Genomic DNA, 25,015 nt, shown 5'->3' on the forward strand with positions numbered 1-25,015 from the left:
AAATACACTGTTCAGGAAATTCATCCGAAGAAACTCACGCAGAGGGACTTCTCCGGATACTGAAAGATGCAGTGACCGTCATCAGAAGAATAATACAATTTAGCGGGACAGCTGAAGGTTACAGTGACCATTAAGGTACGGGAGTACAGGGCGTATACTTTTGTTCAGCGGTCGGCGTTAGTGCAAAAGCAGGGCCTGCAAGCCTTTTATAGTTACAACATACATTAGGGGTTCATATAAATAAGAGCTGTCTGGAAGAACAGCTCCCAAATCAATAACAAAGCCGATTGTCGCAATCAGCAGGCGTAAGAGGTCAGGGCTGCTGATCGCGCCAGTTCAGCCATAATCGCATATCAAACTCCAACTGATGATAATCCGGTTCCATATGACAACAAAGCTGGTAGAAGGCTTTGTTATGTTCTTTCTCTTTGAGGTGCGCCAGTTCATGAATCACGATCATTCGAAGAAAAGGTTCCGGGGCCTCCCGGAATAAAGTCGCAATCCGGATTTCATTGTTCGCTTTCAGCTTTCCGCCCTGAACCCGTGAGATAAAGGTATTCGTACCTAACGTACCGGTGATCGGGTTTTGTTTATTATCGTAATATACCTTCGAGAGCGAAGAAGCGTTCCGGACGTAACGCTGTTTATAGCTATCGACATACTGATACAGGGACTTATCACTCTGTATATCATGCCGGTCAGGATATTTATGGATCAGCCAGCGCCCAAGTTTTCCCTGGTCAGCGATGGTCTGGATCTGGCGGATAATGTCAGGGGGATATCCCTGAAGATACTTTAATGGCTTCATAAATACAGGATAACGAGAGATCTGGACGATATCATACCATAAACGGGCCGCTACCGGGCTACAGTAGGGTTCCGCAGAAAAAACATGTGTCAGAAAGATATTTAACTGTCGGTTAATATCCGTATACAGCCATTTTGCCCCTGAATTCTGGCGGCGCTACGTAAAAAATGCAGGGGTAATACCCACATAATTCCTCAGAATTTACGTAGCGATACCAGAAGGAAAGGGGAGTAAGAGCCGGATTTATCTGCGATGCATCAGATAGCTGCAGATATCCGTGATACAAACCACAGACCATTTTCTTGTGGGGAAGCATAATTATGGTGCTATAGAGTTGTAGATAGCCATGCTGCTGTCGTAACAGTATCTGGTGTTTACGCAATATGGTTTCTCTTAGCCTCTGGCTGTTTAGCTTTACTCTATAAATTAAAGGGAAATTAACTGAGGGATTTTGTTATGTACTATAGTGACGCAATTATCACTAAAATGGCGACTGATAAAATAATTGCAAGAAAACTGGAGAACGCACTTTCCGGTGTTAAAGAGAAACTAATCGAACAGGCAGGCAGGATTCAGGATGGTGCAACAAGGATAGTCTATTATACTTCCTGCTTCACTGATAATTATCAGGATGTCTGCTCAAAATTGAAAAGTGAGGATGTACGTTTTTTTGAAGCATTCTATCAACTGGTTAAAGACCGGCGAATGATTTCAGAACTCATTCAGATATACGTTGAGTTACTTGTAAAACACAGAACACCACAACAATTAGAATATATTAAACGCTTATTAATGAAAATGAGTGTAAATATATCAACAAGTTCTTTCACCACCCAATCATTTGCCTTGGGTACTACTATGGCAATATGTCTTGGTTCTAATGTTAGCACTGGAATCGTCAGGAAGGTTAGTAAAGTCTCAGGTCTTTCTGTTGCTGCTATAGGCCTTTACGGCTACATACAAGAAGCGGCTGAGAGTGCTGAGCGGTTACAGGTTATGTGTCCAGCTTATTACCAGGCATTATACATGCGGAAGTTAGAAATGATGTATTTCCTGATTGAACCCATGTTAATGAAGGCACATTCATTCATAGCTAATCAGTCGTCAGATGATGATGTTGCTAATGTAATACCTCGCATGGTTAGGTAAGCAGCATGATTAAATTTTTAAGTAAGTGGTTAAAAGATCAATTGTCTTTTTTTGTTTGGACTTACACTCCAATAATACTCACTGTAATCTTTGGTATTTTTATTGCCCACTATTTCCCTAACATTGCAATCCAGGCAATAGGGGTGTTTTTTATTTTAATGTTAGTTGCTGTTTTTTGTTTTTCACGGTGACGTTAAAAGGATATTAAAATGTCAACTCCAGCTTATATTTGGCTAACAGATGAAAATGGCTCACCCGTAGTCGGTGGATGTTTAATGCCAACAAGGCTTGGTTCAATTGAATTAAAATCAGTTACACACAATGTATCTATCCCCGTAGACCCTAACTGGGGAAAACTTACTGGTACAAGAGTACATTCACCTATTGTTATTCAAAAAGAGTTTGATCAAACCACACCGATTCTTTTTCGCGCACTATGTGAAGGCCGAACACTTAAATCAGCTACAATCAAAATGTATCGAATTCTGGATGCCGGACTTGAGAGCGAATACTTTAATATCCTTCTGGAAAATGTAAAAATTACAACCATCTCCCCATATTTATACCCAAATGGAATGACAAGCACGCATATAGAAAATATTGAGTTACGCTATGAAGCTATTACATGGAAGTATACGGAAGGAAATATCCTCTATCGTGATTCATGGAACAATCGCTGTTGTGCCTGACAACTCAGGTATCAGAGGAGGGAATACGGAATTGGTTTAAAAATGTACTTAGCGTACCCCTTAATTCTGGCGTCGCTACGTAAAAAATGCAGGGGTAATCCCCACATAATCCCTCAGAATTCACGTAGCGATACCAGAAGGAAAGGGGAGTAAAAGCCGGATTTACCGGGATCCCGATCGTGTATCCGGAGATGACCGGTTTCAGGTAAACCTGAAATGTCCGATAGCCTGCAATGACATGTCACTTAAAAATCGTTCCTGTTTTATTTTTATCCACAAAATCAGTTATTCTGTCTTACCTTGAAAACAGAAAAGGAATTATCCATTGCGCACACGTCATTCCGCACGTTTGATTATCATCAACTCCCTAAATCAGGTTTTATTATTCAGGTTCAGGCATGAAGATGATGCGCTGGCAGGTAAAGCATACTGGGCGACCCCCGGCGGAGGTGTGGAACCAGGAGAAACTTTTGAGCAGGCTGCCATCAGGGAACTCAAAGAAGAAACCGGTATTGATGTTGGTGATGTGGGCCAATCGTTAACTGAAAGAACTTTTGAAATGACGCTACCCAGCGGTGAGCTGGTTCTGGCATATGAGAGATTTTATTTAATCAGAATAGATAATGAAGATATCAGCAACCACGGATGGACTGAAAATGAAAAATCAGTCATTGATAATTATCACTGGTGGGATCTCAATGAACTAAGAAATACTGACGACATTGTTTACCCGTCAAATATCCCTGATATCTGCTCAGCGCAGGGTTAAACCAAAAGTACCAGGATGGAGCTCTGAAACATAGCCGGCCAGGGTTTTGCTGCGTTCCTGCAGTACGTTATGAAAACTGAGTTGAAACACTGGATGATCAGCTTGGCACAATGGCCGCAGATCTCAGTTATCGTTCATCGCCAGAGACTGGTTCAGATGCCGGCGATTAAGATTACCGGAGAACCATCATTATCTGGCCACGGTTACCTTGGTTCGTATAATGTATATTATGTTAAATGAGATATCACAATCCATCTAATCCTTCAGCCAATCATTTCCACCGCTTGGATTAAATACGAAAGTAGACCCAAGTACAGGCATAAAAAAACCCGGAATCACCGGGCATCAAGTGTCATTTCAGTATGTTAAAGCGGTAGAGTATTTTTTCGAAGTCCTGCTTCATGCTGACGAAAAGTAGTAGTTCGATATGCTCACCGTCAAAATCATAAAGCACCCGATATTCGCTCTCAACATCTAACCTTTCACGTAACATCAACCCCCGATCAGCAAGATGGGCATTAAAGCGGTATCTTTCGGGGTCTTCCATGATATTTTCTACCGAATCCATCAGCAACTTATCCACTAACTCGGCTGCGTGTTGTGTTCCGATAGTACCACTTTTATATGACTCAATATCCTTCAGGCACTCGTTCGCCATTGGTGCAACTTCGATTGAATACTGCTTTGACACTTAACACCTTCCTTTTATTTTCTTGCGGCACGCAACCTCCTTAAAGCCTCTTCAGGTGGCATACCTTTACCGTCTGCGATTTCCTTTTTAGCCATCATTGCCAGCTTAAAAAGGGCATTTATATTTCGTTCATTTTCAATTTCTCTCAGCTCTGCCTGGCGTTCTGCGGCGGTCTGAATGAAAAGTTCTGCTACACCGTTTTTCGTGACGTACATACCTCCTTCAAAATTTTGTGCATTTCCAAGACTGTCTCTTGCGAGTTTCTGGGACATGGTTTTAGCAGACATAAGTTTTTCCTCAATTGAGATTCACTGGCGAGAACAGCAATCTCTGCTCCTCGTTTGTTAAGACTTTGCTGAATTGCAAAGCGGGTTTCTCGCTAGTGCGGCGCGGGCAGCACATATTTATAGTATATCACTAGGGGTTTAATTGAGTACATATTTATCCACATAAAGATAGGAGGCTTTGCGATTCTGGAAAACCCGCTTTTGTAATAAATATGCAGCCATATTTCGGGTGTCGCTACGTGAAAAAACGGACATTACCCCCCTGCTCTTTCCTCAGATTTCACGTAGCGACGCCACTGTGTGAGTCCCGTTTTTCGAAAAATTCTGCCTGAAAATATCTGTGTCCTGGCGACACCGCGGAACGGCGTCCTCAAAAATGTGTAATGATGAAGAAGTGTCAGAGAAAATTAATAAATTAAAAAACTAATCCGTTCGATTAAATTTCCTCCTATACTTAGATCTCATTCTTCCGGAATGACTAGCCACAATGAGATAACCCTTAAATTTTCGTAGTTTATGGAGGATAGTCCATGAATAAGAATATGGTTTTATCTGCATTATCCGGTATTGCGTTAGTGTCCATTTCTATAACGAGTTATGCTGCTGAAGAACTCTCCAAGGCATGGTTTTGTTATTGATCCACCCTCACGAGCTTATTTGTGTTCATCGCAAGGTGGAAATTTGAATAAAGATTGTGGTTCAATTCAATATGAACCTCAGTCACTGGAAGCGGCTAAGGGATTTCCTGAGAGCGGACCTGCTGATGGTCATATTGCCAGTGCCGGGCATGAGAATTATTCAGAGCTTGACGAACAAACAACAACCCGTTGGCATCATGTGACTTTGTCGACCGGAGATAACACGTTTACCTGGCACCTGACAGCTCCGCACAAAACCGAGAGATGGCGCTTCTATATTACTAAAAAGGATTGGGATCCAAACAGTAAACTGACCCGTGCACAGCTTGATCTCAGTAAACCTATTTGTGAACAGGATGATAATGGTAAATTACCGGATACCTCGGTAGTCACGATCAAAGATTGCAAAATCCCGGCCGATTACACTGGCTATCATGTCATTTTGGGTATCTGGGACGTCGCCGATACAGCCAATGCGTTTTATCAGGTTATTGATGCCAATATCAAGCCCTGATAGATAATCACTCACCTCAGTTATCCTGGTGATAAGCCGGGGTGAGTTAATATTTACCCGTCAGAACCTAATTTCACTCAATGTCGCTACGCGAAAAACAGGTGGTTTCTCCCCTGCTCTTCCCTCAGATTTCACGTAGCGACGCCATTGGTTTGTGTAATTTTTACCCTGAATTCCCCTCGCGTGGGAGCAACTGAGTCTTATCAACTGTACCCGGGATATAAGCCGGCATTGGTAGCTCTATCCGGCAAACGAACCACTGTTGGTAGCTGTGTTTATTTCGTTTACAGGGCAAGAGACTACGCGCGATAAGAAAAGATCTCAGGAAGTTCCTTTCGTGTGGTTTTTTATTTCAGCGATAACAACAATCTCTGATAATCAGGATTAACCTTCCTGACATGTTCTTCCTCGCCCTCTGGATAGGTTATAACCATCCCGTATCCTCGCTGTTTATCAGCCTCAATAAACACGTTTTTTTTAGCATGAAACTGTGGTTCTATTGTTATGAACTCCGTTCTTTCCAGTTGATAACGCCGGCTCCACTTTTCATCATCCGTATCCCCGCCGAAAAGTTTCAGGGTAGTCTTGTTAAACATGTGACTAATGAATGTTATAGGAAAAAAGTCTGTCTTCAGTTCCAGTCTCTCACCGCTGAATGCTCTGGCCCGCCCGGCCCCGTAACCATCACTGAGTCCGTAGTCCCCGAAATCAAAAATATAACTGGTATCGATAACCTCTTTTCCCTTCACCAGGGGAACATCATCCGCAATTCTGAAACTCACCTTCAGCGAGTTCAGTTGCCACTGGCACGAACCGCCACCATCCACGGCAACCCGCAGACGGCGGATATTCTCGCCATCAGAGGCACCGAAGGGCCGCTCAATATCGTTGTATCCCGGTATATCATGCGGTTCATTGCTCGAGTTGTAGCGCACAGATTTGCACTGTGCCGAACGGTACAGCAGCCCGGCGGGCTGCAGCGTAATCCCCTCCGGCACCCGGAAAGTAACGTCCACCCACTTTGCATCCGCCGGAGGAGACAGCGTTTTGTCAGGCCGGTTATCACACCCGGAAAGCAGCGTCACCGCGCACGCAATGACGGTGGTTTTATTCAGAAAATTCAACTTCTTCCTCCGTTACCGCCGCGAAGCGCAGCAGGGCATTTTTCCCGGTTTCCTCTGCCTGTGTCAGCCTCAGCGCAACCGACAGCATGTCATGAAGGGCCAGAAACTCACGATTACGTTCAACCTCATCCGGATGACTGAAGCTCGCCTTTTGTTCAACGCCCTCCCGGAACCGGGCCCGCATGGCTTTCCGGTCCATATCCCGCACCGGATCGGCAAGCTCCAGCACCTGATTATGAATATAGGGAAGGTAGCGATGCGCCATCGAGTGGTTTGATAGCTTACTGAACCAGCCGGATGATGCCGTATTTTCCCCCTTAGGGAACCGCTTCTCCAGCTCGCCCGGCGCCAGACATTGTATGAATGCCGCCTGATGATCTCCGGTGGATATCAGGCATTCTTCATTCAGGGCAGGCACAAGATACAGTTTGACCGCCGCCTTCTCCGTATATCTTACCGCTCCACCCCCTACCCACAGCGTATTTCGCTCACCGGACTTCATTACGCTCTGTTCCGCGCGTAAAAAAAGGACCGTTTTTCCGTGATGCCAGTAGGGATCTCTCTCCTGTGTAATCCCCATATCCACACCCGCATTTCCCCCGAAGGTTCGCGGTAAAAGACCGATTGCCGACGTGGTCACCCAGTCAAAGCCCAGTTTGTCACCCAGCCACCCCAGCTTCTCGTAAAGCTCGCTGTCGAGATCCACCTCCGGCGGGATCTGTGTCACCGTGTCATTATCATTGGCGTGACGGTAGTGTATGATGTCCCTCTGCAGGTACGCGGCCAGACGACTGAACGTTCGTGGCATCCCGTAGGTGTATAGCACAGGCTGACTGTTTTTCATCCCGGCGGCATACAGCAGCGCCAGCGCGCCTCCCAGACTATGACCGCAGACAAAGAGCTTTTTCGCGCCGCCGCTATCTTCCAGAGATTTATTAACTGCATCCAATTTATCCCCGAACTTACGCTTAGCCAGCTGATACGCTTCCAGAAAACCGCCGTGCACATTCCCCATCCCGCCCAGCTCTGCAGGGCACCGTTTCGGGCCGAAGGACACGTCGGTCCGGAAATTCAGCAGACTGTCGGTACCGCACCAGGCAACCAGAACGTGCGACGCACACTCCACCGTAAACAGGCGGGTATCACCTTCTCCCTGTGACCCCTCCCCGGTATTCATATAGAGCGGAGGCTGATACCGCTCCCGGAACGGCACGTCCACCGCCAGCGTATGAAAATAATTCGGGAATTCTTCAAGCTGCGGGAGACAGGACAGATCCTGACACTTCTGCCGGAAAAAGTAATCGATGGTCGGGTTCTTCGCTTCGGCGGCATACACCAGATCGGCCATAATGCCCAGGTTTAGCGCGTTCGCCAGGTCATACTCTTTCGAGTCGTGCAGCGGCAGCACCCACGCCCGGAACGGACAGACCTCGATAACGTGCCGCTTATCAAGCGCCTCCCGCGCTATCTCGGTGCCTTTCAGTGACCGTCCCGGTGGGAAATGAAACTTCGGCGGCTCCGGCTCAGCCCAGCCCTCGATCTCCGGCAGCCGGTCGCAAAGCTCCCCGATGGTCACATAGTGATGGATGTATCCGGCTGCCCCGGCTTTTTCCTGCACGTCTGAGCGCCATTTGGGGTCGCGGGTTTCCGGCCGGAATATATTGTTGCTTACCGGCTGGCTATTCGGGTTACGCCGCAGGCCCAGCGGGCGCTTTTCCATCTCATCTGCCAGCTGCTGAGCATCGGTCTTCACGTCAACCGCTATCCAGTACAGGTTATCGAAGCGCACCACGCCCTGACTATCGGTCATGCCCCCCGGAGGATTGGGCGGCGGTGTCGGATTATAGTCGTAGCCGGATTGCCGCCACATCTCCACATCCCTGGCTGACGCCAGCGGATGGTACTCAAGCCTCACGTTCAGCCCTGAAACCGGGGTATTGTTTTCATCAACGAACCGGAGTTCAAGCCAGTATTTATGCTGTTCTCCGCGACATTGAACGACTTTATTGTTAGGCCTGATACTGGTGAAACAGGTATTGTCGCCGATAATTTCCATGCTAATCCCTTGCATGTTAAAAAGTTAATGTCAGCATCATGCGTCGAAAGAAACTTAAACAAAGTCAGTTCGCCAGAGCTACGGATACCCCCGTTCTTCACCCGACCCTTCTATTACTGCTCACGCACCACCTGCGCTTATATTGCCGCCACCCGTACTACACTACCGGCTCAAATGGCTTAGTTACCGTTGTCCGTTGCATGAGACCACATCGTCTGCAAATCCCCGAAGTCGCTCACCCTACTCTTCCTGCCTTTGCGATCCGTCCTGCAGCAGCTCAGGGCTGTCCGGATATCGAAGATTATGATAGTGTTCATCGATATAGAAAAACTATCTCTTTTGATAATGACTCCTAAAAGCCTGACACTGCTCTCACTTCTTTGGCGCACCACCGGTTCACTGACCCATAGATGCCGGAGGCGGACATCATCGCTGATGTATAGCCATATTAATGTATCGGGGGATTTGCTGCTTATGCTAAAAGAGGATCTTCCGAAGGGAGAAATGAGAGCATTAAAGTTCAGGATAACCAATGAATAAGCACACTACTGCACATCTCTGTTTTATCAGGCCTTAAATCGGGATCTTAATTTTTAATTCCTGCACCTTATTAGTAATAAGGTGCTTATTGTATGTTGTAACTAACCAGGATATTAAAAAAAACGACAACCCGGAAGTCATCGGTTCAGAACATCAGATTATGCGCTTAAACGGTTACCCGTTTGCTGCACACTGGTCAGCAGTTCGTCGCCGATCCGTTGGTTCAGTAAGGCAATGCCGCCCTGCACTTCATTCGCCGGACGGTAACGGAACAAAACACTGGCCAGTTGCGGCTGCATAACCAGTTCCGGATCGGACTGTTCAGCCACATACTCTTCCGCCTGTCGCGCCGTTATCGATGATTTCGGCATATTTTTTCCAGCCCTATCCAAAGTTTCAGCGCATCAAAGCGGCGCGTGGTCTGTAGTTATTTAGAAACGAGAGTGGATAATAATAAAACGTGCGGAATGACGTGTACGCAAAGGATAATCGTTAATCCTGGCAGTGTTGGTCTGCCGGCTTATGCTGATGATATGCCCCATACCATATAATCGAAAACAGAACTCCGCATGCACGCTATGCGATTCTGGAAAAAACTGATAAGTCATGGAATGCAGAATTTGTCACCGTCGAATATGACTGGCTCTTCGCTTCTCAGGCTGCTGTCCGCCATGGTCGTGAGGATTGGGGGAAGTGCATTCTTACGGGGTATTGCTGACATTAACAGTACATTAATTCATCACTTGCTCACTGATATCCGCTTTTGTAATAAATATGCAGATATATTTCGGGTGTCGCTACGTGAAAAAACGGACATTACCCCCCTGCTCTTCCCTCCGATTTCACGTAGCGACGCCATTGGTTTGTGTAATTTTTACCCTGAATTCCCCTCGCGTGGGAGCAACTGGCCTTATCAACTGTACCCGGGATATAAGCCGGCAGTTTTCGTCTATACTTTATTGTTCCAGGAAATTTATGAGGATAAATTATGGCCGGTGGCTGGTCTGATGACGGTGCCGTCAATAAACAAATCGATGCAACCATTGAAGATGCTGTCGCAAGAGCAAGAGACAATCTTGGGCATGGCGAAAGCGCAGAATTCTGCGATGAATGTGGTGAACCCATTCCTGAAGCCCGCCGGCAGGCACTGGCCGGTGTCCGCTACTGTGTTAATTGCCAGACAAAGAAAGATAAAAAAAATGCCATCGAAAGTGGTTATAACCGGCGAGGTAGCAAAGACAGTCAGCTTCGATAAAGACTTATGGGTGGTGAGTTGCGCTATCCGGAAAATAACAGGGAGCATAAATTTCATCTCCCTTGGTAAAATATCATCAAATAGTTTATGAAGGTCTGTTCCCCGAGGGAAATCCATGCGTCCTGGCACGAAAAGCAATTATCAGAGCAATAATTAACAGCACAACCAGTACCCAGGGTAAAACGCTTGCCCCTTCATTTCTAAGTAAAAATCCGCCAGTCAGGCCACCAAGAGCGATAGCGCTGTTCCAGGTCACAACATTCATTGAAAGCGCAATATCGGCATACTCGCCTGCGGTATCTGCCAGGGCTGTTTGCAGTAATGTCGCGGCTCCACCGAATGTAAGACCCCATACGGCTATTCCGGGATAAATCACCGCCGGAGACGTGGAGCAAATACCAAAAATAATCGAAACAAGGGCAAATACTGAGAGTGAGAGTAATACTGCGACACGCAGACAAGAATCTATCACTCTGCCGGTGATGAAAATTCCGACCATTGCAGCCAGGCCAAAAATCAGCAGCACGACATCGACATCAGAAGAAAGACCTGACTGAGCAAGGAAAGGTGCGACATAAGTGTACAGAATGTTGTGCGCAATCATCCAGGTCAGAACCACCCCCAGAATCGGACGGATCCCCGGAATTAACAGGACTGAAGTCAGTCGTATCTTTTGCCTGAGGGACTGTCCGGGATAATCAGGTACAGCCAGAATAATCCAGATCATCAGTACGACGGACAAGCCGGACATAACGGCAAAAGTCAGGCGCCACCCCAGAAGATCTCCCAGCCAGGTTCCTGCCGGTACACCAAGGGAAAGTGCAACGGGCGTTCCACTCATGGCCAGCGTCAGTGCCCGACCCTGAAGTGAAGCTGAAACCATTCTTCTTGCATAACCCGCAATTAAACTCCATGCCAGACCCGCTGCCGATCCGGCAAGAAACCGTGCACACAGGATGATAGCAACACTGTCAGATAAAGCTGTCAGGCTGTTAAAGAGCAAAAATCCGCATACGGTCGCGAGCAGAACTGAGCGTCTGGACCATGTCCGGGTCAGGATGGTTAGGGGAATAGCTGCCAGAAGTGAACCCGCCGCATAAGCGGTAACCATCTGTCCGGCAACTGACGGGGATATATTAAGTCCGGAACTTATGCCAGTCAAAAGCCCTGCCGGGATAGTTTCAGTCAGTATACAAATGAATCCCGTCATCGCCAGTGCCAGTAGCGCAAGAACAGGCAATTCCCGTGTGTCATTAATTTTAATTTCTTTCATAGAAAACAAACCCTTAATTTGTCCCTTCTCCTGAATGTCAGGTGCAGGGTATGCACTGCCATAACTAATGTATCGATCGATACATATGTTGGATGCAGTGATTGTGGTTGTCAACTTTTTTGTATCGTTTAATATATATGTCTGGAGGAAATACGATGAGAACAGGCAGACCAAGGCAGTTTGACAGAGATGAAGCCGTTATCCGGGCAATGCACCTTTTCTGGGAACAGGGCTATGAGGCAACATCACTGGCGCAACTTAAGGCTGTAATAGGAAAAGGGATCACTGCCCCCAGTTTTTATGCAGCATTTGGCTCAAAGGCAGCACTTTTTAGTGAGGCGGTTAACTGTTATCTGAACTCACATGCACAGGTGACATCATCGCTGCGGGACCCTGATCTTCACCCACGGCTGGCACTAGAGATGACATTGATCAACTCGGCAAAAATGCAGTATGAACCCGGACATCCAAGGGGATGTATGGTTACGCTCAGCGTAGCGTTTCCCTGCCAGAATGACAGCGACATTCTTAAGCCTCTTGAGGGCTCAAGGCAACGGACTCTCGAGGGTATCAGATATTGTATACAAAGAGGCATCGATAATGGTGAACTCATCAATAATGAAGCGACTCTTGCGCTGGCAGCCTGTTTTGACAGTTTTCTGATGGGCATATCAACGCTGGCCCGGGATGATGTGCCGCTGGAGGAGGTATTACTGAGCATCACGCAAATAATGAAACTATGGGACTCTGCACGTTTGTAGGTTTTACGCTGACCCGCGTGTGATTACATCCTGCGCTCTGTCTGGCCCTTTCCGGTTCTGAATTGCCAGCACTGGCGGCCCAATAAATAGCATGGACGGGTCAGTTAAAATAAATAAGGCCCGCCTCCACAGGTATCTGCCCTTCTTTGGTCTGCTTAGCATCTATAGTGTTCTGAGTTTACAGCGTCTGCTTTTTTCAAAGGTCGCACCCTATTATTAATTAACAGGTCTTATTGTATGTTGTAACTAATTTAGATATAAAAAAACCGACAACCCGGAAGTCATCGGTTCAGAACATCAGATTATGCGCTTAAACGGTTACCCGTTTGCTGCACGCTGGTCAGAAGAACTTTAACGTCATCCAGTGTTACCACCGGGTTCAGTAAGGTCAGCTTCAGACAGGTGACACCGTCTGCTTCGGTGACGCCCACGTTTGCGCTGCCACTGGCCAGCAGTTCGTCGCCGATCCGTTGGTTCAGTAAGGCAATGCCGCCCTGCACTTCATTCGCCGGACGGTAACGGAACAAAACACTGGCCAGTTGCGGCTGCATAACCAGTTCCAGATCGGACTGTTCAGCCACATACTCTCCCGCCTGTCGTGCCAGGGTCACGCCGTTATCGATGATTTCGGCATATTTTTTCCGGCCCAGCGCTTCCAGCCCCATCCACAGTTTCAGCGCATCAAAGCGGCGCGTGGTCTGTAGTGATTTAGAAACGAGGTTAGGAACCCCCTGCTCCTCATCAAACCCGGAGTTCAGGTATGCCGCCTGGTAACGCATCAGTTCATAGTGGCTGGCATCTTTCAGCAGGAATGCGCCACAACTGATGGTCTGGAAGAACTGTTTGTGGAAATCCAGTGTCACAGAATCTGCTTTTTCCAGGCCATCCAGGAAGTGACGATATTTCTCAGACAGTAATAACGCCCCGCCCCAGGCGGCATCCACATGTACCCAAATCTGCTGCTCTGCGGCCAGTGCAGTAATTTCATGCAACGGGTCAATCGCCCCGGCATCAGTGGTACCGGCCGTCGCCACGATGGCCATCACCTGCTCACCCCTGGCTTTCGCCTCAGTCAGTTTGGCGGCCAAATCGGTCACATCCATCCGGGAGAACGCGTCTGTTTTTACCTGAGTCACTGAACGGTAACCCAGCCCCATCAGCGCCATATTCTTCTGTACAGAGAAATGTGCGTGCTCCGAGCAGAAGACTTTGATTTTGCTCAGGTCACCGGTCAGGCCCTGCTGCTGGACAGAATGGCCCTGGCGCGCAAAAAAGGCGTCACGGGCCAGCATGAGTCCCATCAGATTACTCTGTGTACCGCCACTGGTGAAGACACCCGCATCACCGGCCGGATAACCGACAGAGTTGCGCAGCCATTCGATCAGCTTCATCTCAATGATAGTGGCTGAAGGGCTCTGATCCCAGGAGTCCATACTCTGGTTAGTGGCATTGATCAGCACTTCCGCGGCCTGGCTAATCACCAGGCTCGGGCAATGCAGATGCGCCACACACTGCGGATGATGAACCGATAAGCTATCTTTCAGGAAATATTCAACCGCACGACCAATGGTCGCCTCATTCCCCAGGCCCTGTTCAGTAAAGTTCAGTGAAATACGGTCACGTAACTGCTCAACCGTTTTCCCCTGATACATTTCAGGCTGTTTCAGCCATTCAACGACAGCCGCGGTACTTTGTTCAATAGCCGCCTGGTAGGCGGCAATGCTTTCAGCCGACCCGGAAAGGATCGGATTGATATCAGACATTAACTGACTCCGTTATACAGGCTGAACACCGGCGTCCAGCAGAGCCTGTTCAAATTTCTGCAGGAAAATACCCAGCTCTTCTTTGGTGATCAGCAAGGATGGCAGCAGACGCAGAACGCAACCATCACGCCCGCCACGCTCCAGGATCAGGCCATTTTCGAAACATTTTTTCTGCAACAGTGCAGAAAGCTGCCCGTCAGCCGGGTAAGAGCCCATCGCATCCTGTGCTTTGGACGGGTCGACGATTTCGATACCGATCATCAGGCCCGGACCACGAACCTGGCCTATCACCGGATAACGTTTCTGCAGGTTACGCAGTTCACCGGACAGCCATTCGCCGCGCTCAGCCACCTGATTTGCGATATTTTCCTGTTTCAGGATCTTCAGCGTAGTCAGACCGGTCGCCATCGCCATCTGGTTACCGCGGAAAGTACCGGTGTGGTGCCCCGGAGACCAGACATCAATTTTCTTTTTAATACCCAGTACCGCCAGTGGCAGACTGCCACCCACAGCTTTAGACATCACAATAATATCCGGCTCAATACCTGCATGTTCGAAGGCAAAGAACTTACCGGTACGGGCAAATCCGGCCTGAACTTCGTCGAGGATCAGTAAAATACCGTGTTCCTCGGTCACTTTACGGATGCGCTGTAACCACTCGATCGGTGCCGGGTTAACACCGCCCTCACCCTGTACCGCTTCCAGGATCACGGCCGCAGGTTTACGGACACCACTTTCAACATCGTTGATCAGGTTTTCAAAGTAGTAAGAAATCGCTTTCACGCCGGCGTCACCACCCAGGCCGAACGGGCAGCGATAAAGATGCGGATAAGGCATGAACTGCACTTCCGGCATCAGGCCATCAACCGCTTCTTTCGGCGACAGGTTGGCCGTCACGGACAGTGCACCGTGGGTCATACCATGGTAACCACCGGAGAAACTGATGATGCCGCTCCGCCCGGTCGCTTTTTTTGCAAGCTTCAGTGCCGCTTCCACTGCATCGGCCCCGGAAGGTCCGGTGAACTGTAAGCAGTATTCTTTCCCTTCACCCGGTAACAACGATAACAGATAAGCTGAGAACTCATCTTTTAACGGGGTGGTCAGGTCAAGTGTATGTAACGGTAATCCGCTGGTGATAACACTTTGGATGCTTTCAATCACTTCCGGATGATTATGACCCAGCGCCAGCGTACCGGCACCGGCCAGACAATCGAGATATTCTTTACCTTCAACATCGGTGATCCACGCGCCCTGTGCTTTAGCAATCGCCAGAGGCAATTTGCGCGGATAACTTCTGACGTTTGATTCAAACTCAGACTGTCTGTTTAAGAAGTTTTCATTGCTTTGTGGTAATGAATGCGCATTCAAAGTATTCATACGGACTTTATCCGTCATCATATCACTCCTACAACCCGGAGTAGCTCTGTGCCGGATTGAATAAAAGGTTAAAAAACAGGGTCTATAAAGCGCGGCTAATATATGTGTTTTCAGAGGGCGTGACAACTGTTTTTACTTTTCGGGGTTTTCAGGGTTTTCCTTTAAAAATCAACGATAAGAAAGCATTTTCTGTCTTGCGGCCGGATCGGTTTTGTAACTAAATCCCGGTCCATTGTCGAAGGGTTAATCACTGACGGGTAAATTCCCTTTCAGTGATTGCGGGTATTCTGTACTAACTGACGGACTCAGAAGCCCCCCGGATGACGTTTTATCCGGCTGCCCCGTATAACTCTCTAGCGATGGGGGTTATGGGCTTCGTATTGAGAAAGTAACATCGCGCTGCCCAGGCCGCCGCCGGCCGCAATGGCACATACCCCATAACTGCGGCCTGAACGTTGCAGCTCATGAAACAGGCGGCAGATAAGAATAGCACCTGAAGCCCCGATCGGATGGCCTCTGGCCAGCGCCCCGCCACCGCAGTTCGTTTGTTGCAAATCCAGCCCGCTTTCCTGAAGGCAAACTATCGCCTGCGAGGCATAGGCTTCCATCAGTTCGGTGACACACTGCTTCGGATCCACCCGCGGAAATTCAGAGAATAACTGCCTTAGCGCCACCACAGGCGCATATCCTGGTAAACGGCTGTCTGCACCGGCGCTGACGGAACCGCAAATGGTCAGCCCGCTGACGGGTTTCAGCCGGGCCGCGACAGCATCGGAAACCACCAGACAGAAAGCCGCACCATCAGCTTCAACAGCGGTAGACACCAGGCTCACCGTCCCGGACAGTACCGGAGCACGGGCTGCCAGGCGCTCACTTAGCTGGCGCGGATAACCGTCAGTGACGATCCCTGCTATCGGTACGATTTCCTGTTGCAGCCGGTCACGCGCTGCCACCGCTTTTCGGTGACTGTCTATCGCCCAGGCATCCTGGGCCTGACGGGTCAGAGAATATTGCGCCGCCAGGGTATCCGCCGCTTCCGTCATATCCGGATCCGTCGCGGGATCCGGACTGAACGGCGGACGGGTATAAAAACAGGCCGGGCGACCATCGGCAAAAGTCTCCCCACGGAGCGGACGCCGGGAATAACTTTCTGCGCCGCCGGCAATCACGATCCCGGCAGCGCCTGAATCCACCAGCGCAGAAGCCAGAGCCACTGCATCCAGTCCGCCGGCACACTGGGTATCAATACTGATCCCGGAAACCCCTGGCATTCCGGCCGCCAGAGCAGTCATCCGGGCGGGATTCCCCCCGGCTCCCAGTGAATTAGCCAGAATCAGCTGATCCACTTCCGCAGCAGCAATACCGCTCTGCGTTAGCAGTGCAGTGATCACCGGCTCTGCCAGCTGGTGAACCTTCAGCGATCCAAATGCGCCCCCCCGCGGTACCACTGCGCTACGCAGCGCTGCAATAATGACACTCACGTTTTCAGATAGTCCTCTAAACGTTTGAGGTCAGCTTTACCGGCTGACAGTAACGGGAAGTCAGGCAGGAACCAGAAACGGCGCGGAACCATCTCACTACCCAGTTGTTCGGTGATAAGCCTGCGCAGTGCCTTCTCCTGCTGTGGATCCGGATGTCCCTGAATGAAGGCATGTAATATGTGGCCACGGCTGGCATCCGGGGCGGCAATGACCGCACATAACCCGCTGTCTGAATACTGACTGAGCAGTGCTTCGACGGCTTCCGGATACACATTTTTATCGGCGATAGTTACCATGCGGCTGCGACGACCACACAGCCATAAATGCCCCTGCGGATCCAGGAAACCCAGCTCACCGACGGTCATAAAATTCCCGTCTGTCCGGGTTTCCTCACTTCCCCCGGCAGCATAGCCGGAAAAGAGATACGGGCTATCGACCCAGACTTCGCCCACACCCTGCTGAACACCACGTATTTCAATGCTGACGCCGGGATAGGCCTTACCGACTGAGCCCCCGGGCGTTTCTGCATCAGCCAGAGTAATAAAACTGGTTTCAGATGCCCCGTAAAACTCATGGATGGTCGCCGCCGGACAATACCGGGCAGCACGTTCACGGGTTTTTGCATCGAGCTTTCCCCCGCCACAAAGGATCAACCGTACCTTCGGCAATGTCTCCCCGCTGCCGGTCAGTAAACGCAGTTGTGTCGGTGTGATATACAGCACCGTAGTCCCGGCAGCCTGTAACTGCAAAACCTGAGCACGCGGACGCATACCGGTGACAAAATCACATTCCATCCCGAGGTGTAACGACTCACAGACGCCGTACAGAGCCAGTGAATGATTCAGTCCGCCAAAAATGGCACTGCGATCCCCGGCGGTCAGGCCAAAAAGCTGCCGGTTCAGGTCAAAGGTTTTCTGCCATGTGATAAAAGGCCGCCGGATCACTTTAGGGATCCCGCTACTGCCACAGGTTGTACATTCGATATGCCCGGTATCGTGACCGATTTCAATCCATGGTGACTGACTGATCGCCCGGAATGTCAGACCGCCCGTATAAGCAGTCACTACCCGCTGTAACGCATCGGCGACTTCACCACCAGCATTCTCCAGCGCAACGCCCTGGTAACGAAAATAAGCCTCCGCCCTCATATTCCGTCCTCCCTGTCGGTAAATCCATGCAGCGTGGAATACTCCTCTGCCGGCGCACGGGCGGTACGGAAGCCGTTAACCGCGGCCGTCATGTCCGGCCTGCCCAGAGCAATACCACAGATCACGGTTTCCTGTTCAGGTAACGCAAGCAACTGATGAATGGCCCGGCCGTAATTTGCCAGCGCACCGATACCGCAGGTCCCGTAGCCCAGTTCCTGAGCGGAAAGAAAGAAACTCATCAGCGCCATCCCAAGATCCATAAAACAGCCGGCCCCCATCTCCCGATGGAGTGTCACGACAATACCGACCGGAGCATCAAAGAAGCGATAGTTCGCTGCAAACTGACGGCGGCGTCCCTCAATATCGCGTTTATGAATATCCAGCGCCTGATAGAGTGCATAACCTGCTTCCCGTTGACGTTGTTTCAGATACACAGGCATCGGTCGGGGAAAATAGCTATACAGTTCTTCTTCAGGAGGCTGTTGAGCTATCAGGGCTAGCTGAGTCGTCATTTCTGCCAGCGGCTCGCCGGTATAGACATGGAACATACCGGGTTGCAGATTCGCACCACTGGGGGCACGACGGGCCGCCTGCAGGATATGCCTGATATCGCTGAGAGGAACGGGTTCATCAAGGAAGGCTCGACAGGAATGGCGTTGAGTCAGTAATTCTGACAACGGATGACGGGGATTGCGCATCGTAAATACAGCCTGAACAAAGGACAAAAAATAAGACAGTCACCGTTAAACGGTAATCTGACCCGATGTGCCGAGTATAGCTGTAAACTATTTTTATGACCACAGCCTTACAAGTCTTCCCCCCCCGAAAGCCCGCCCGGGAACAGGCTGGCGGGTACGTTCATATCTCTTAACTTCTGCATTTTTCTTCCGTTATAGCCCCTTAAATCTGCCCGGTAGCCCATCATCTGTTGCCGGGGACTTGCGTAAATGCGCCATCCGCCACATAATCGTCAACCAAATTTTCTGATATAGGTTTACAACTCTGTGTGGTATCTCGCGATCGTTACCTTCCTTTGGGGATCCTCATTCAGTCTGACCGGCCATTTCCTTGCCGGCCAGGTTGACAGCTATTTCGCCGTATTCTTCCGGACGCTGGCAGGCACCCTGATTTTTGTTCCCTTTATGGTATGGCGTAATCTGCCGAAACGGTTAATTGCCGGGTTATGGTTCGCCGGTGCCCTTCAGTTCGGCGTCACCTATGCGCTGTCTTATCAGAGCTACACTATGCTGACGGTGCCGGAGATGTTGCTGTTTACCACACAAACTCCCCTCTATATCAGTCTGCTGAATAATGCGCTGGAACGACGGTTTAATCCCTGGACGCTGGTTGCCGCGTTGTTTGCCGTCTCCGGCGGGATTGTCATTCACTACCATCCGCTGACCGGGCATTTCTGGAAAGGTTTCTGGCTGTTGCAACTGGCGAACCTGACGTTTGCCGCCGGGCAGGTCATCTGTCGTCGCCTGCTGCTGAAATATAAGCCGGATGTTCCGTTACCTAAGCTGTTTGGTCACTTCTTCCTGGGTGCGCTGATCATTACCGCCCCGCTCTATTACTTCTTCGGTCAGCAGGGCCATCTGCCACAAACCGGTGCCCAATGGACGGTGCTGGTTTATCTGAGTGTGGTCGCCACGGCGCTGGGAAGTTACTGGCTGGCGAAAGGAAGTACACTGGTCTCGGTCGCGACGTTGTCCGTTTTCAACGAACTGCATGTGCCGGTCGGACTGATTATTAATATGCTGCTCTGGGGGAATGATGTTCCGGTGCTGAGGCTGATCGCAGGCTGCTGTCTGATCGCCATTGCCATCGGCATTAATTACACCCACCCGACACGCTCCCCGCAACGCCCGGTATCACAGGAAGCCACCGACTAAGACTCACCGTCTTTTCCTGCCCTCCCTCCGGCACAACGCTACCTGCGTGCCGGAGGGAGGGCGATATAAACACCTGTCATTCCCGACTATGTGTTGCAGCATAAGGTATAGCCAGTGACGCAAAGGCGCCGCCTGGAAAGCGGAAACGTATCCTACATGAAACCTGTTTTTTATTGAGCTGGCATGATGGGCCGCTGTGAGCGAGGAACGGACATTAACATACCTTTGAAAGTGGCCAAATTTAGCTATCCAAGACACAGAGAAAGAAAAGGCATCGTCTATAAAAAATGCCTGTGACCGATAAGATGGCGAGCTAATACGCAACCTTATTTCTAAGCCATCGGGCTAGCCCGGTGTCCAGTATGAGTTCTGCAAGCTTCGTAGGCCCAATCATAGTGACGCCTTCAGCATGAAGATCCTCACTCAATGTCCCATGATGCCAGACAAAGAACATCCGATCATAGCTATCACTGGTCTGGAAACGTGACAGATACTCAGAGAATACAGACTGATTAGCAACAGACTTCACCTGCACAAATGCCTGTTCTTTGGTAGTGGGCAGTTCAAGTTCAATATCGACAGTCTTCTGTGTCTTGCCAAGGCTCCCAGTTCTTCTCCATCCACTGGCAGAGAAAATCAGATCTACGAGCAACTCAAAGTCCTGCCAGGTAAGCAAACTACACAAACTGGTAATAGCCATCAGATACTGAGCCTTAGCATTATCAGCGTTGATGATTTCCGGCGATATGAGTGCCGGTGAGGTGAAGACGCTGCGTAAAGCCTTAGCGCAATAAAAACGGGACGGTGCTTTGACAAAAGGCCCCGTGAAGGGGCCTTTGCTTTTGTATCTTTTCCGTTAGCCGTGCTGCAGGTCGCGTTTAATACTGTCGGTCGCCCGCAAAGAAAGCGCAACCATACTCAGTGTCGAGTTAACCGTTCCTGCCGCTGCCATTACCCCGCCGGAAGCAATATACAGGTTCTGGTGATCGTGGGTACGCATCCAGCTATCCACGACGGAGTCTTTCGGATCATGCCCCCCGATAGTTCCGCCCATGATATGGTTATTCGGGTTAAAGTACGGCGTCATTTCAATTTCTGTCGCACCGAACAGATTCGCTATCTGCATCAGGTGCTGACGGGAAGAGACCGCCGCTTTACGCACATAATCCCCGACATCATAGGTAACATGCGGATACGGGATCCCCAGGCTGTCTTTACGCTGAGTACTCAGGGTCAGACGGTTGTCCGGGTTGGCCAGTACGTCATGGTTAACATAAATATCCATACCGCAGGCCGCACGGCGACGAATTTCCTGATCCAGCTTTTTACCTACCAGGCCCATCTGTAGTGCTTTCACACCCGCTTTATGGTTCTGGGACGTATTGTTCATCCCTATCTGAATCGCCGCATGCTCTCTGCGGAAGTCACCGTCACGGAAGTTAGTGATGGAACTCATCTGTACAGAGCCTCCGCCGGTCCAGATAGGCTCTGACGCCTGGAAGCTCATCAGGATCCCCGGATGGTCCATCATATTTCTGCCGACCATATCTGAACTGTTCGCAATACCGTTAGGGTTACGATCATTGGCTGCCAGTAATAACAGTTTCGGTGTTTCAATACCGTTACCGGCCAGCACAAAGGTCCGTGCGGTAACGCGGTGGGAGTTCTTATCCGGGTCGTAATAGTGCAGAGCCGTAATATTATTATGCTCATCGGTTTCAAACCGGTAGACCACCGCGTTAGGCAGAATTTTCGCACCGGCTTTTTCTGCTTTCACAATCGTATGGATACCATTGAACATGGCACCGATAGGACAGATAGGCATACAGTTGTTATTACCGCAGCACTGCGGACGTCCGTCATAAGGGCGGCTGTTACGCCCCTGCGGAACCGGGGTATTTTCGTACCCGGCGGTAGCCACCACTTCCGTAAAACGGCGATCGGCCGGACCGTAAGGCATCGGTTCCATCGGGAACGGCTTCTTACGTGGTGCAACATATTTCAGCGTCGTGTCGTTCGGGCCATTAACCCCGATCATCACTTCGGCACGGTAGTAATAATCTTCTAATTCATCATAAGTCACTACCCAGTCACGCCCCACACCATAAGTGGTGTGTAATTGCAGATCCGGGGGCAGAAAGCGCCAGCACGATGCCGCCCAGTGCCAGGTCGTCCCGCCGACACCTTTAATCATCCCCTGACGAAATGCAGAGGCATCCGGGCCGGAGACTTCCGGATAGTTGTTATACGGGTATAACTGCGGGTGAACCGCCCAGGGTTCCGGCGGATAAGGTGTCGCATAATCAGATTCTGATTTATTGACCGGGGGGATATTACGCCAGTTTTCAACCACTTCCCCCCTCTCCCAGCGCGGGCCGGCATCCAGAACCAGTACCGATAATCCGGCTTCCGCCAGTTCTTTTGCGACGGTACCACCACAAATCCCTGCGCCTACCACTACCACATCAGCGCTATATTGCTCAGACATAACCACCTCGAAATACTACAAATTCGTAAAATGACGGCACGATCAACGACGTTTGCGTGACAGCCGCACCACAATAAGGACAATGATCAAAAGCACGATAATGCCCCCGATCACCGAACCGGCCGCGGCATAGCGTGCAAGGAACGGTTGGGCTCCGCCTTCGCGCAGAGTCTTAACATCTGCAGCAGTGACAGACAGTTGCGGATTACCGAACTGTTTAAAGATGTAATTGCTGAGTTTTGCCACCTGGTCATCATTTAAGGACTGAACATCCGAGCCCGGACCAAATGCCGGCATCAGCACTTCTTTACCGTTAACTTCACGCTGAACACCAAACAGGATGGCCGACACCAGGTTATTCGGTGTATTTCCGCCGGTCGCTGTATTGTGGAACAATGAAGGGTAGAAGCCATCGGCTGTGCCGGTACCGGAGGTCTGGTGACAGCTGGCACAGGTGGTGTCATACAGGGCTTTACCGGTAATGTCCGCCGGGATCGCTGAGCCCATGGGCTGCGTTCCGCGAATATCCGAATCCCCTGCCATCCCCGCCGGGCTGCCGAAATCGCCGGTTGGTTTGGCCTGACCCGGATGACTCACCGCCGGCAGACTTTGCAGATAGGTAACGATGGCACTGATATCATCATCGCTCAGATGCTGAAGACTGTTGGTGATAGCCTCTGCCATCGGACCGGCGGCCTGCGCCTTACCTTCCACATGGCCGGTTTTCAGGTAAGTCATCAACTGATCACGATGCCAGCTGCCGATACCGCTCAGCGGATCTGACGTCAGGTTGGGAGCGTACCAGCTTCCCAGCGCCGCACCACTGAGTTCAGCACTGCCGGTTTCGGTGCCCATCATAATATTACGTGGCGTGTGACACTCGCCGCAGTGCTCAAGGTTATTGACCAGATACTTACCGCGGTTCCAGGCGGCGCTCTGTGACGGATCCGGCTGGAAAGGTTTTTGTTTCAGGAACAGCAGGTTCCATCCCCACATGGCCTGACGCAGGTTAAACGGAAAGCCCAGAGAGGTGATGCGGTTAGGTTGTTCAACGGGCTGAACACCGTGTGTAAAGTAATAATACAGTGCATGCACATCCTGATCGGTCAGGCCGGCATAGGAGGTATAAGGCATTGCCGGATAAAGATGGCTGCCATCGGCACGAATACCGTGACGTACCGCATTCTCAAACTGAGCTTCGGTATAGTTACCGATACCATAGGTTTTTGACGGTGTAATATTCGTGGAATAGATCACCCCCATCGGTGAATGGATGGCGTATCCCCCGGCAAAGGTCTTTTTGGTCTGCGGATCAGTATGACAGGCCGCACAGTCGGCCGCGACAGCCAGATACTGCCCCTGTTTCAGCAAGGCATCGGTACTGTTATCGACAGCAGATTGATGGACCGGGACTTCTTCAGCCGCATAAACCGGCAACGCACCCGTCACGGTACATCCAAGGCAGAGCGCCAGCAGCTTTCTGCGAAAGGTCCCCGTGGCTCTTTTCCTTATCGACGTTTGATATTTCACATTCACTCCGCATAAAATTTCTGCCATAAACCAGACTGTTACCGGTAACAGTCGAAGGCTGAACAGTGACAGATAAAGATCAACCACAGTTCAGGTTGTCAGGCCGGAAAGGTTTTTTTGTTTTATTTAAAAGTTCAGCAGGCGATCAACCGGCGGAGGATCAGCTGTCCAGTAATCCGGACCATTGTGGGCATAAGTCGGGATGACCATACCGTCACGCGGTACCTGATACATCAGGGCATTCTGGTAGCCGTACACTTTCGCATGGTGGCCCTCATCGGTAACGCCCAGATACCAGCCCTTAATCACAGACATCATCAGGTCATGCAGGGGTTGCCCTTGTAACTGGGTATCCAGTGCTTCCACATCCTGAGGGTTTTTATCGGCTATCCACTGGTTAAGGGAGGCCAGGCGGGTAACAAAGGTCGGATCTTTCTCACTAAAAGCGCTATACAGACGCTGACCCAGGGTCGTGTCCAGGCTTTGATGACCGGTCAGAAAACGGGATGTCTTCAGGAACTGGTTCAGTGTAGCGGTATCCGGCTGAGGTGTGGCAGGCTCTGCACTGGCACTATTGCTCAGCGTCGCCCCTGCAATAGCAGACCCGATAGCAAAACTGGCCACCAGCCCGCCGGTCTGACCGAAAAGACGACGGCGACGTAACCCTTCCTCACTCAGAGCCGGCTCTGTGGCGGGATAATTTTTATTGTCCATAAATTTCCTTGATGCTTATTGTATGATTCAACAGCGCCAACAATACTCACGCATCACCATACTATCCT

Annotated in this window: 23 protein-coding genes and 1 pseudogene; 8 read left to right on the forward strand and 16 right to left on the reverse strand. The window is 50.1% G+C overall.

What is annotated here, in order from left to right; translation table 11 throughout:
- Positions 1–313: 313 nt before the first annotated feature.
- Entirely contained in the window at positions 314–808 is a 495-nt protein-coding gene (locus CG67_RS11825; RefSeq protein ID WP_025903154.1) for a M48 family metallopeptidase, read from the reverse strand.
- 456 nt (positions 809–1,264) lie between these two features.
- Here CG67_RS11825 and CG67_RS11830 point away from each other — a divergent pair, with 456 nt between their 5' ends.
- From CG67_RS11830 to CG67_RS11835, 3 genes are all read left to right on the forward strand, one after another.
- Complete coding sequence (locus CG67_RS11830) at positions 1,265–1,957, forward strand: hypothetical protein (protein WP_025903155.1); 693 nt, start codon at positions 1,265–1,267, stop codon at positions 1,955–1,957.
- Between the two features lie 209 nt (positions 1,958–2,166).
- Positions 2,167–2,646: a type VI secretion system tube protein TssD gene (locus tag CG67_RS17560; protein WP_074011205.1), complete on the forward strand. Its 480-nt coding sequence runs from the start codon at positions 2,167–2,169 to the stop codon at positions 2,644–2,646.
- Between the two features lie 325 nt (positions 2,647–2,971).
- Entirely contained in the window at positions 2,972–3,415 is a 444-nt protein-coding gene (locus CG67_RS11835; RefSeq protein WP_025903156.1) for an NUDIX hydrolase, read from the forward strand.
- Positions 3,416–3,767: 352 nt separating this feature from the next.
- Here CG67_RS11835 and CG67_RS11840 read toward each other — a convergent pair whose 3' ends face one another.
- The gene (locus tag CG67_RS11840) at positions 3,768–4,106 is read right to left on the reverse strand and encodes a type II toxin-antitoxin system RelE/ParE family toxin (RefSeq protein WP_025903157.1); all 339 of its coding nucleotides are present in this window, start codon (positions 4,104–4,106) and stop codon (positions 3,768–3,770) included.
- Between the two features lie 14 nt (positions 4,107–4,120).
- Positions 4,121–4,393, reverse strand: a complete 273-nt coding sequence (locus CG67_RS11845) for a hypothetical protein (protein WP_029990401.1) — start codon at positions 4,391–4,393, stop codon at positions 4,121–4,123.
- Positions 4,394–5,074: 681 nt separating this feature from the next.
- On the opposite strand from CG67_RS11845, the gene CG67_RS11850 reads away from it, so the two are divergent.
- On the forward strand, positions 5,075–5,545 hold the full coding sequence (locus CG67_RS11850) for a lytic polysaccharide monooxygenase (RefSeq protein ID WP_235501130.1): 471 nt from the start codon (positions 5,075–5,077) through the stop codon (positions 5,543–5,545).
- Between the two features lie 347 nt (positions 5,546–5,892).
- Here the strand turns inward: CG67_RS11850 and CG67_RS11855 are convergent, their stop codons facing one another.
- Together CG67_RS11855 and CG67_RS11860 are read right to left on the reverse strand one after the other, a co-directional pair.
- On the reverse strand, positions 5,893–6,669 hold the full coding sequence (locus tag CG67_RS11855) for a hypothetical protein (RefSeq protein WP_025903159.1): 777 nt from the start codon (positions 6,667–6,669) through the stop codon (positions 5,893–5,895).
- Positions 6,653–8,725 (reverse strand): lipase family protein, encoded by a 2,073-nt coding sequence (locus CG67_RS11860; protein WP_025903160.1) that lies wholly within the window; start codon positions 8,723–8,725, stop codon positions 6,653–6,655. The genes CG67_RS11855 and CG67_RS11860 overlap by 17 nt, the downstream gene beginning before the upstream one ends.
- Before the next feature lie 38 nt (positions 8,726–8,763).
- Between CG67_RS11860 and CG67_RS18115 the strand changes: the two genes are divergently transcribed.
- Positions 8,764–9,081 (forward strand): hypothetical protein, encoded by a 318-nt coding sequence (locus CG67_RS18115; protein WP_152975059.1) that lies wholly within the window; start codon positions 8,764–8,766, stop codon positions 9,079–9,081.
- Positions 9,082–9,456: 375 nt separating this feature from the next.
- Here the strand turns inward: CG67_RS18115 and CG67_RS11870 are convergent.
- Positions 9,457–9,692 (reverse strand): annotated as a pseudogene (locus CG67_RS11870) (aspartate aminotransferase family protein); the annotation flags it as partial.
- A 561-nt stretch (positions 9,693–10,253) separates the two neighbouring features.
- Between CG67_RS11870 and CG67_RS17565 the strand changes: the two are divergent.
- Positions 10,254–10,520 carry a DksA/TraR family C4-type zinc finger protein gene (locus tag CG67_RS17565; RefSeq protein WP_025903163.1) on the forward strand — a complete coding sequence of 89 codons (267 nt, stop codon included), beginning with the start codon at positions 10,254–10,256 and terminating at the stop codon, positions 10,518–10,520.
- An 85-nt stretch (positions 10,521–10,605) separates the two neighbouring features.
- Here the strand turns inward: CG67_RS17565 and CG67_RS11880 are convergent, their stop codons facing one another.
- On the reverse strand, positions 10,606–11,793 hold the full coding sequence (locus CG67_RS11880) for an MFS transporter (RefSeq protein WP_025903164.1): 1,188 nt from the start codon (positions 11,791–11,793) through the stop codon (positions 10,606–10,608).
- Positions 11,794–11,948: 155 nt separating this feature from the next.
- On the opposite strand from CG67_RS11880, the gene CG67_RS11885 reads away from it, so the two are divergent.
- Entirely contained in the window at positions 11,949–12,554 is a 606-nt protein-coding gene (locus CG67_RS11885; protein WP_025903165.1) for a TetR/AcrR family transcriptional regulator, read from the forward strand.
- Positions 12,555–12,856: 302 nt separating this feature from the next.
- Here CG67_RS11885 and CG67_RS11890 read toward each other — a convergent pair whose 3' ends face one another.
- The 5 genes from CG67_RS11890 to CG67_RS11910 all read right to left on the reverse strand — a co-directional run bounded on the left by CG67_RS11890 (position 12,857) and on the right by CG67_RS11910 (position 19,021).
- Complete coding sequence (locus CG67_RS11890) at positions 12,857–14,317, reverse strand: aspartate aminotransferase family protein (RefSeq protein WP_025903166.1); 1,461 nt, start codon at positions 14,315–14,317, stop codon at positions 12,857–12,859.
- 12 nt (positions 14,318–14,329) lie between these two features.
- Positions 14,330–15,712, reverse strand: a complete 1,383-nt coding sequence (locus tag CG67_RS11895; protein WP_025903167.1) for a diaminobutyrate--2-oxoglutarate transaminase — start codon at positions 15,710–15,712, stop codon at positions 14,330–14,332.
- Positions 15,713–16,047: 335 nt separating this feature from the next.
- Entirely contained in the window at positions 16,048–17,175 is a 1,128-nt protein-coding gene (locus tag CG67_RS11900; RefSeq protein WP_025903168.1) for a thiolase family protein, read from the reverse strand.
- Complete coding sequence (locus CG67_RS11905) at positions 17,172–18,323, reverse strand: AMP-binding protein (RefSeq protein ID WP_025903169.1); 1,152 nt, start codon at positions 18,321–18,323, stop codon at positions 17,172–17,174. Before CG67_RS11905 ends, CG67_RS11900 begins: the two co-directional genes overlap by 4 nt.
- The gene (locus CG67_RS11910; protein WP_025903170.1) at positions 18,320–19,021 is read right to left on the reverse strand and encodes a nitroreductase; all 702 of its coding nucleotides are present in this window, start codon (positions 19,019–19,021) and stop codon (positions 18,320–18,322) included. Before CG67_RS11910 ends, CG67_RS11905 begins: the two co-directional genes overlap by 4 nt.
- Positions 19,022–19,327: 306 nt before the next feature.
- Here CG67_RS11910 and CG67_RS11915 point away from each other — a divergent pair, with 306 nt between their 5' ends.
- Positions 19,328–20,215, forward strand: a complete 888-nt coding sequence (locus CG67_RS11915) for an EamA family transporter (protein WP_025903171.1) — start codon at positions 19,328–19,330, stop codon at positions 20,213–20,215.
- Between the two features lie 313 nt (positions 20,216–20,528).
- On the opposite strand, the gene CG67_RS11920 is transcribed toward CG67_RS11915, so the two are convergent.
- From CG67_RS11920 to CG67_RS11935, 4 genes are all read right to left on the reverse strand, one after another.
- Positions 20,529–20,915 (reverse strand): restriction endonuclease, encoded by a 387-nt coding sequence (locus CG67_RS11920; RefSeq protein WP_025903172.1) that lies wholly within the window; start codon positions 20,913–20,915, stop codon positions 20,529–20,531.
- 156 nt (positions 20,916–21,071) lie between these two features.
- Positions 21,072–22,703 carry a GMC family oxidoreductase gene (locus CG67_RS11925; protein WP_025903173.1) on the reverse strand — a complete coding sequence of 544 codons (1,632 nt, stop codon included), beginning with the start codon at positions 22,701–22,703 and terminating at the stop codon, positions 21,072–21,074.
- 42 nt (positions 22,704–22,745) lie between these two features.
- On the reverse strand, positions 22,746–24,152 hold the full coding sequence (locus CG67_RS11930; protein ID WP_038024792.1) for a cytochrome c: 1,407 nt from the start codon (positions 24,150–24,152) through the stop codon (positions 22,746–22,748).
- 207 nt (positions 24,153–24,359) lie between these two features.
- The gene (locus CG67_RS11935) at positions 24,360–24,947 is read right to left on the reverse strand and encodes a sugar dehydrogenase complex small subunit (protein WP_025903175.1); all 588 of its coding nucleotides are present in this window, start codon (positions 24,945–24,947) and stop codon (positions 24,360–24,362) included.
- Positions 24,948–25,015: the final 68 nt, after the last annotated feature.

Source organism: Tatumella sp. UCD-D_suzukii, assembly GCF_000611875.2.
Lineage (GTDB): Bacteria > Pseudomonadota > Gammaproteobacteria > Enterobacterales > Enterobacteriaceae > Tatumella > Tatumella ptyseos.

Bases quoted from the DNA above. Each gene is read 5' to 3' on its own strand.
- CG67_RS11890 (WP_025903166.1), bottom strand. From the start codon at position 14,317: ATGTCTGATATCAATCCGATCCTTTCCGGGTCGGCTGAAAGCATTGCC.
- CG67_RS11920 (WP_025903172.1), bottom strand. From the start codon at position 20,915: ATGGCTATTACCAGTTTGTGTAGTTTGCTTACCTGGCAGGACTTTGAG.
- CG67_RS11925 (WP_025903173.1), bottom strand. From the start codon at position 22,703: ATGTCTGAGCAATATAGCGCTGATGTGGTAGTGGTAGGCGCAGGGATT.
- CG67_RS11825 (WP_025903154.1), bottom strand. From the start codon at position 808: ATGAAGCCATTAAAGTATCTTCAGGGATATCCCCCTGACATTATCCGC.
- CG67_RS11880 (WP_025903164.1), bottom strand. From the start codon at position 11,793: ATGAAAGAAATTAAAATTAATGACACACGGGAATTGCCTGTTCTTGCG.
- CG67_RS11935 (WP_025903175.1), bottom strand. From the start codon at position 24,947: ATGGACAATAAAAATTATCCCGCCACAGAGCCGGCTCTGAGTGAGGAA.
- CG67_RS11905 (WP_025903169.1), bottom strand. From the start codon at position 18,323: ATGAGGGCGGAGGCTTATTTTCGTTACCAGGGCGTTGCGCTGGAGAAT.
- CG67_RS17560 (WP_074011205.1), top strand. From the start codon at position 2,167: ATGTCAACTCCAGCTTATATTTGGCTAACAGATGAAAATGGCTCACCC.
- CG67_RS11860 (WP_025903160.1), bottom strand. From the start codon at position 8,725: ATGGAAATTATCGGCGACAATACCTGTTTCACCAGTATCAGGCCTAAC.
- CG67_RS18115 (WP_152975059.1), top strand. From the start codon at position 8,764: ATGCGTCGAAAGAAACTTAAACAAAGTCAGTTCGCCAGAGCTACGGAT.
- CG67_RS11830 (WP_025903155.1), top strand. From the start codon at position 1,265: ATGTACTATAGTGACGCAATTATCACTAAAATGGCGACTGATAAAATA.
- CG67_RS11885 (WP_025903165.1), top strand. From the start codon at position 11,949: ATGAGAACAGGCAGACCAAGGCAGTTTGACAGAGATGAAGCCGTTATC.
- CG67_RS11895 (WP_025903167.1), bottom strand. From the start codon at position 15,712: ATGACGGATAAAGTCCGTATGAATACTTTGAATGCGCATTCATTACCA.
- CG67_RS17565 (WP_025903163.1), top strand. From the start codon at position 10,254: ATGGCCGGTGGCTGGTCTGATGACGGTGCCGTCAATAAACAAATCGAT.
- CG67_RS11845 (WP_029990401.1), bottom strand. From the start codon at position 4,393: ATGTCTGCTAAAACCATGTCCCAGAAACTCGCAAGAGACAGTCTTGGA.
- CG67_RS11910 (WP_025903170.1), bottom strand. From the start codon at position 19,021: ATGCGCAATCCCCGTCATCCGTTGTCAGAATTACTGACTCAACGCCAT.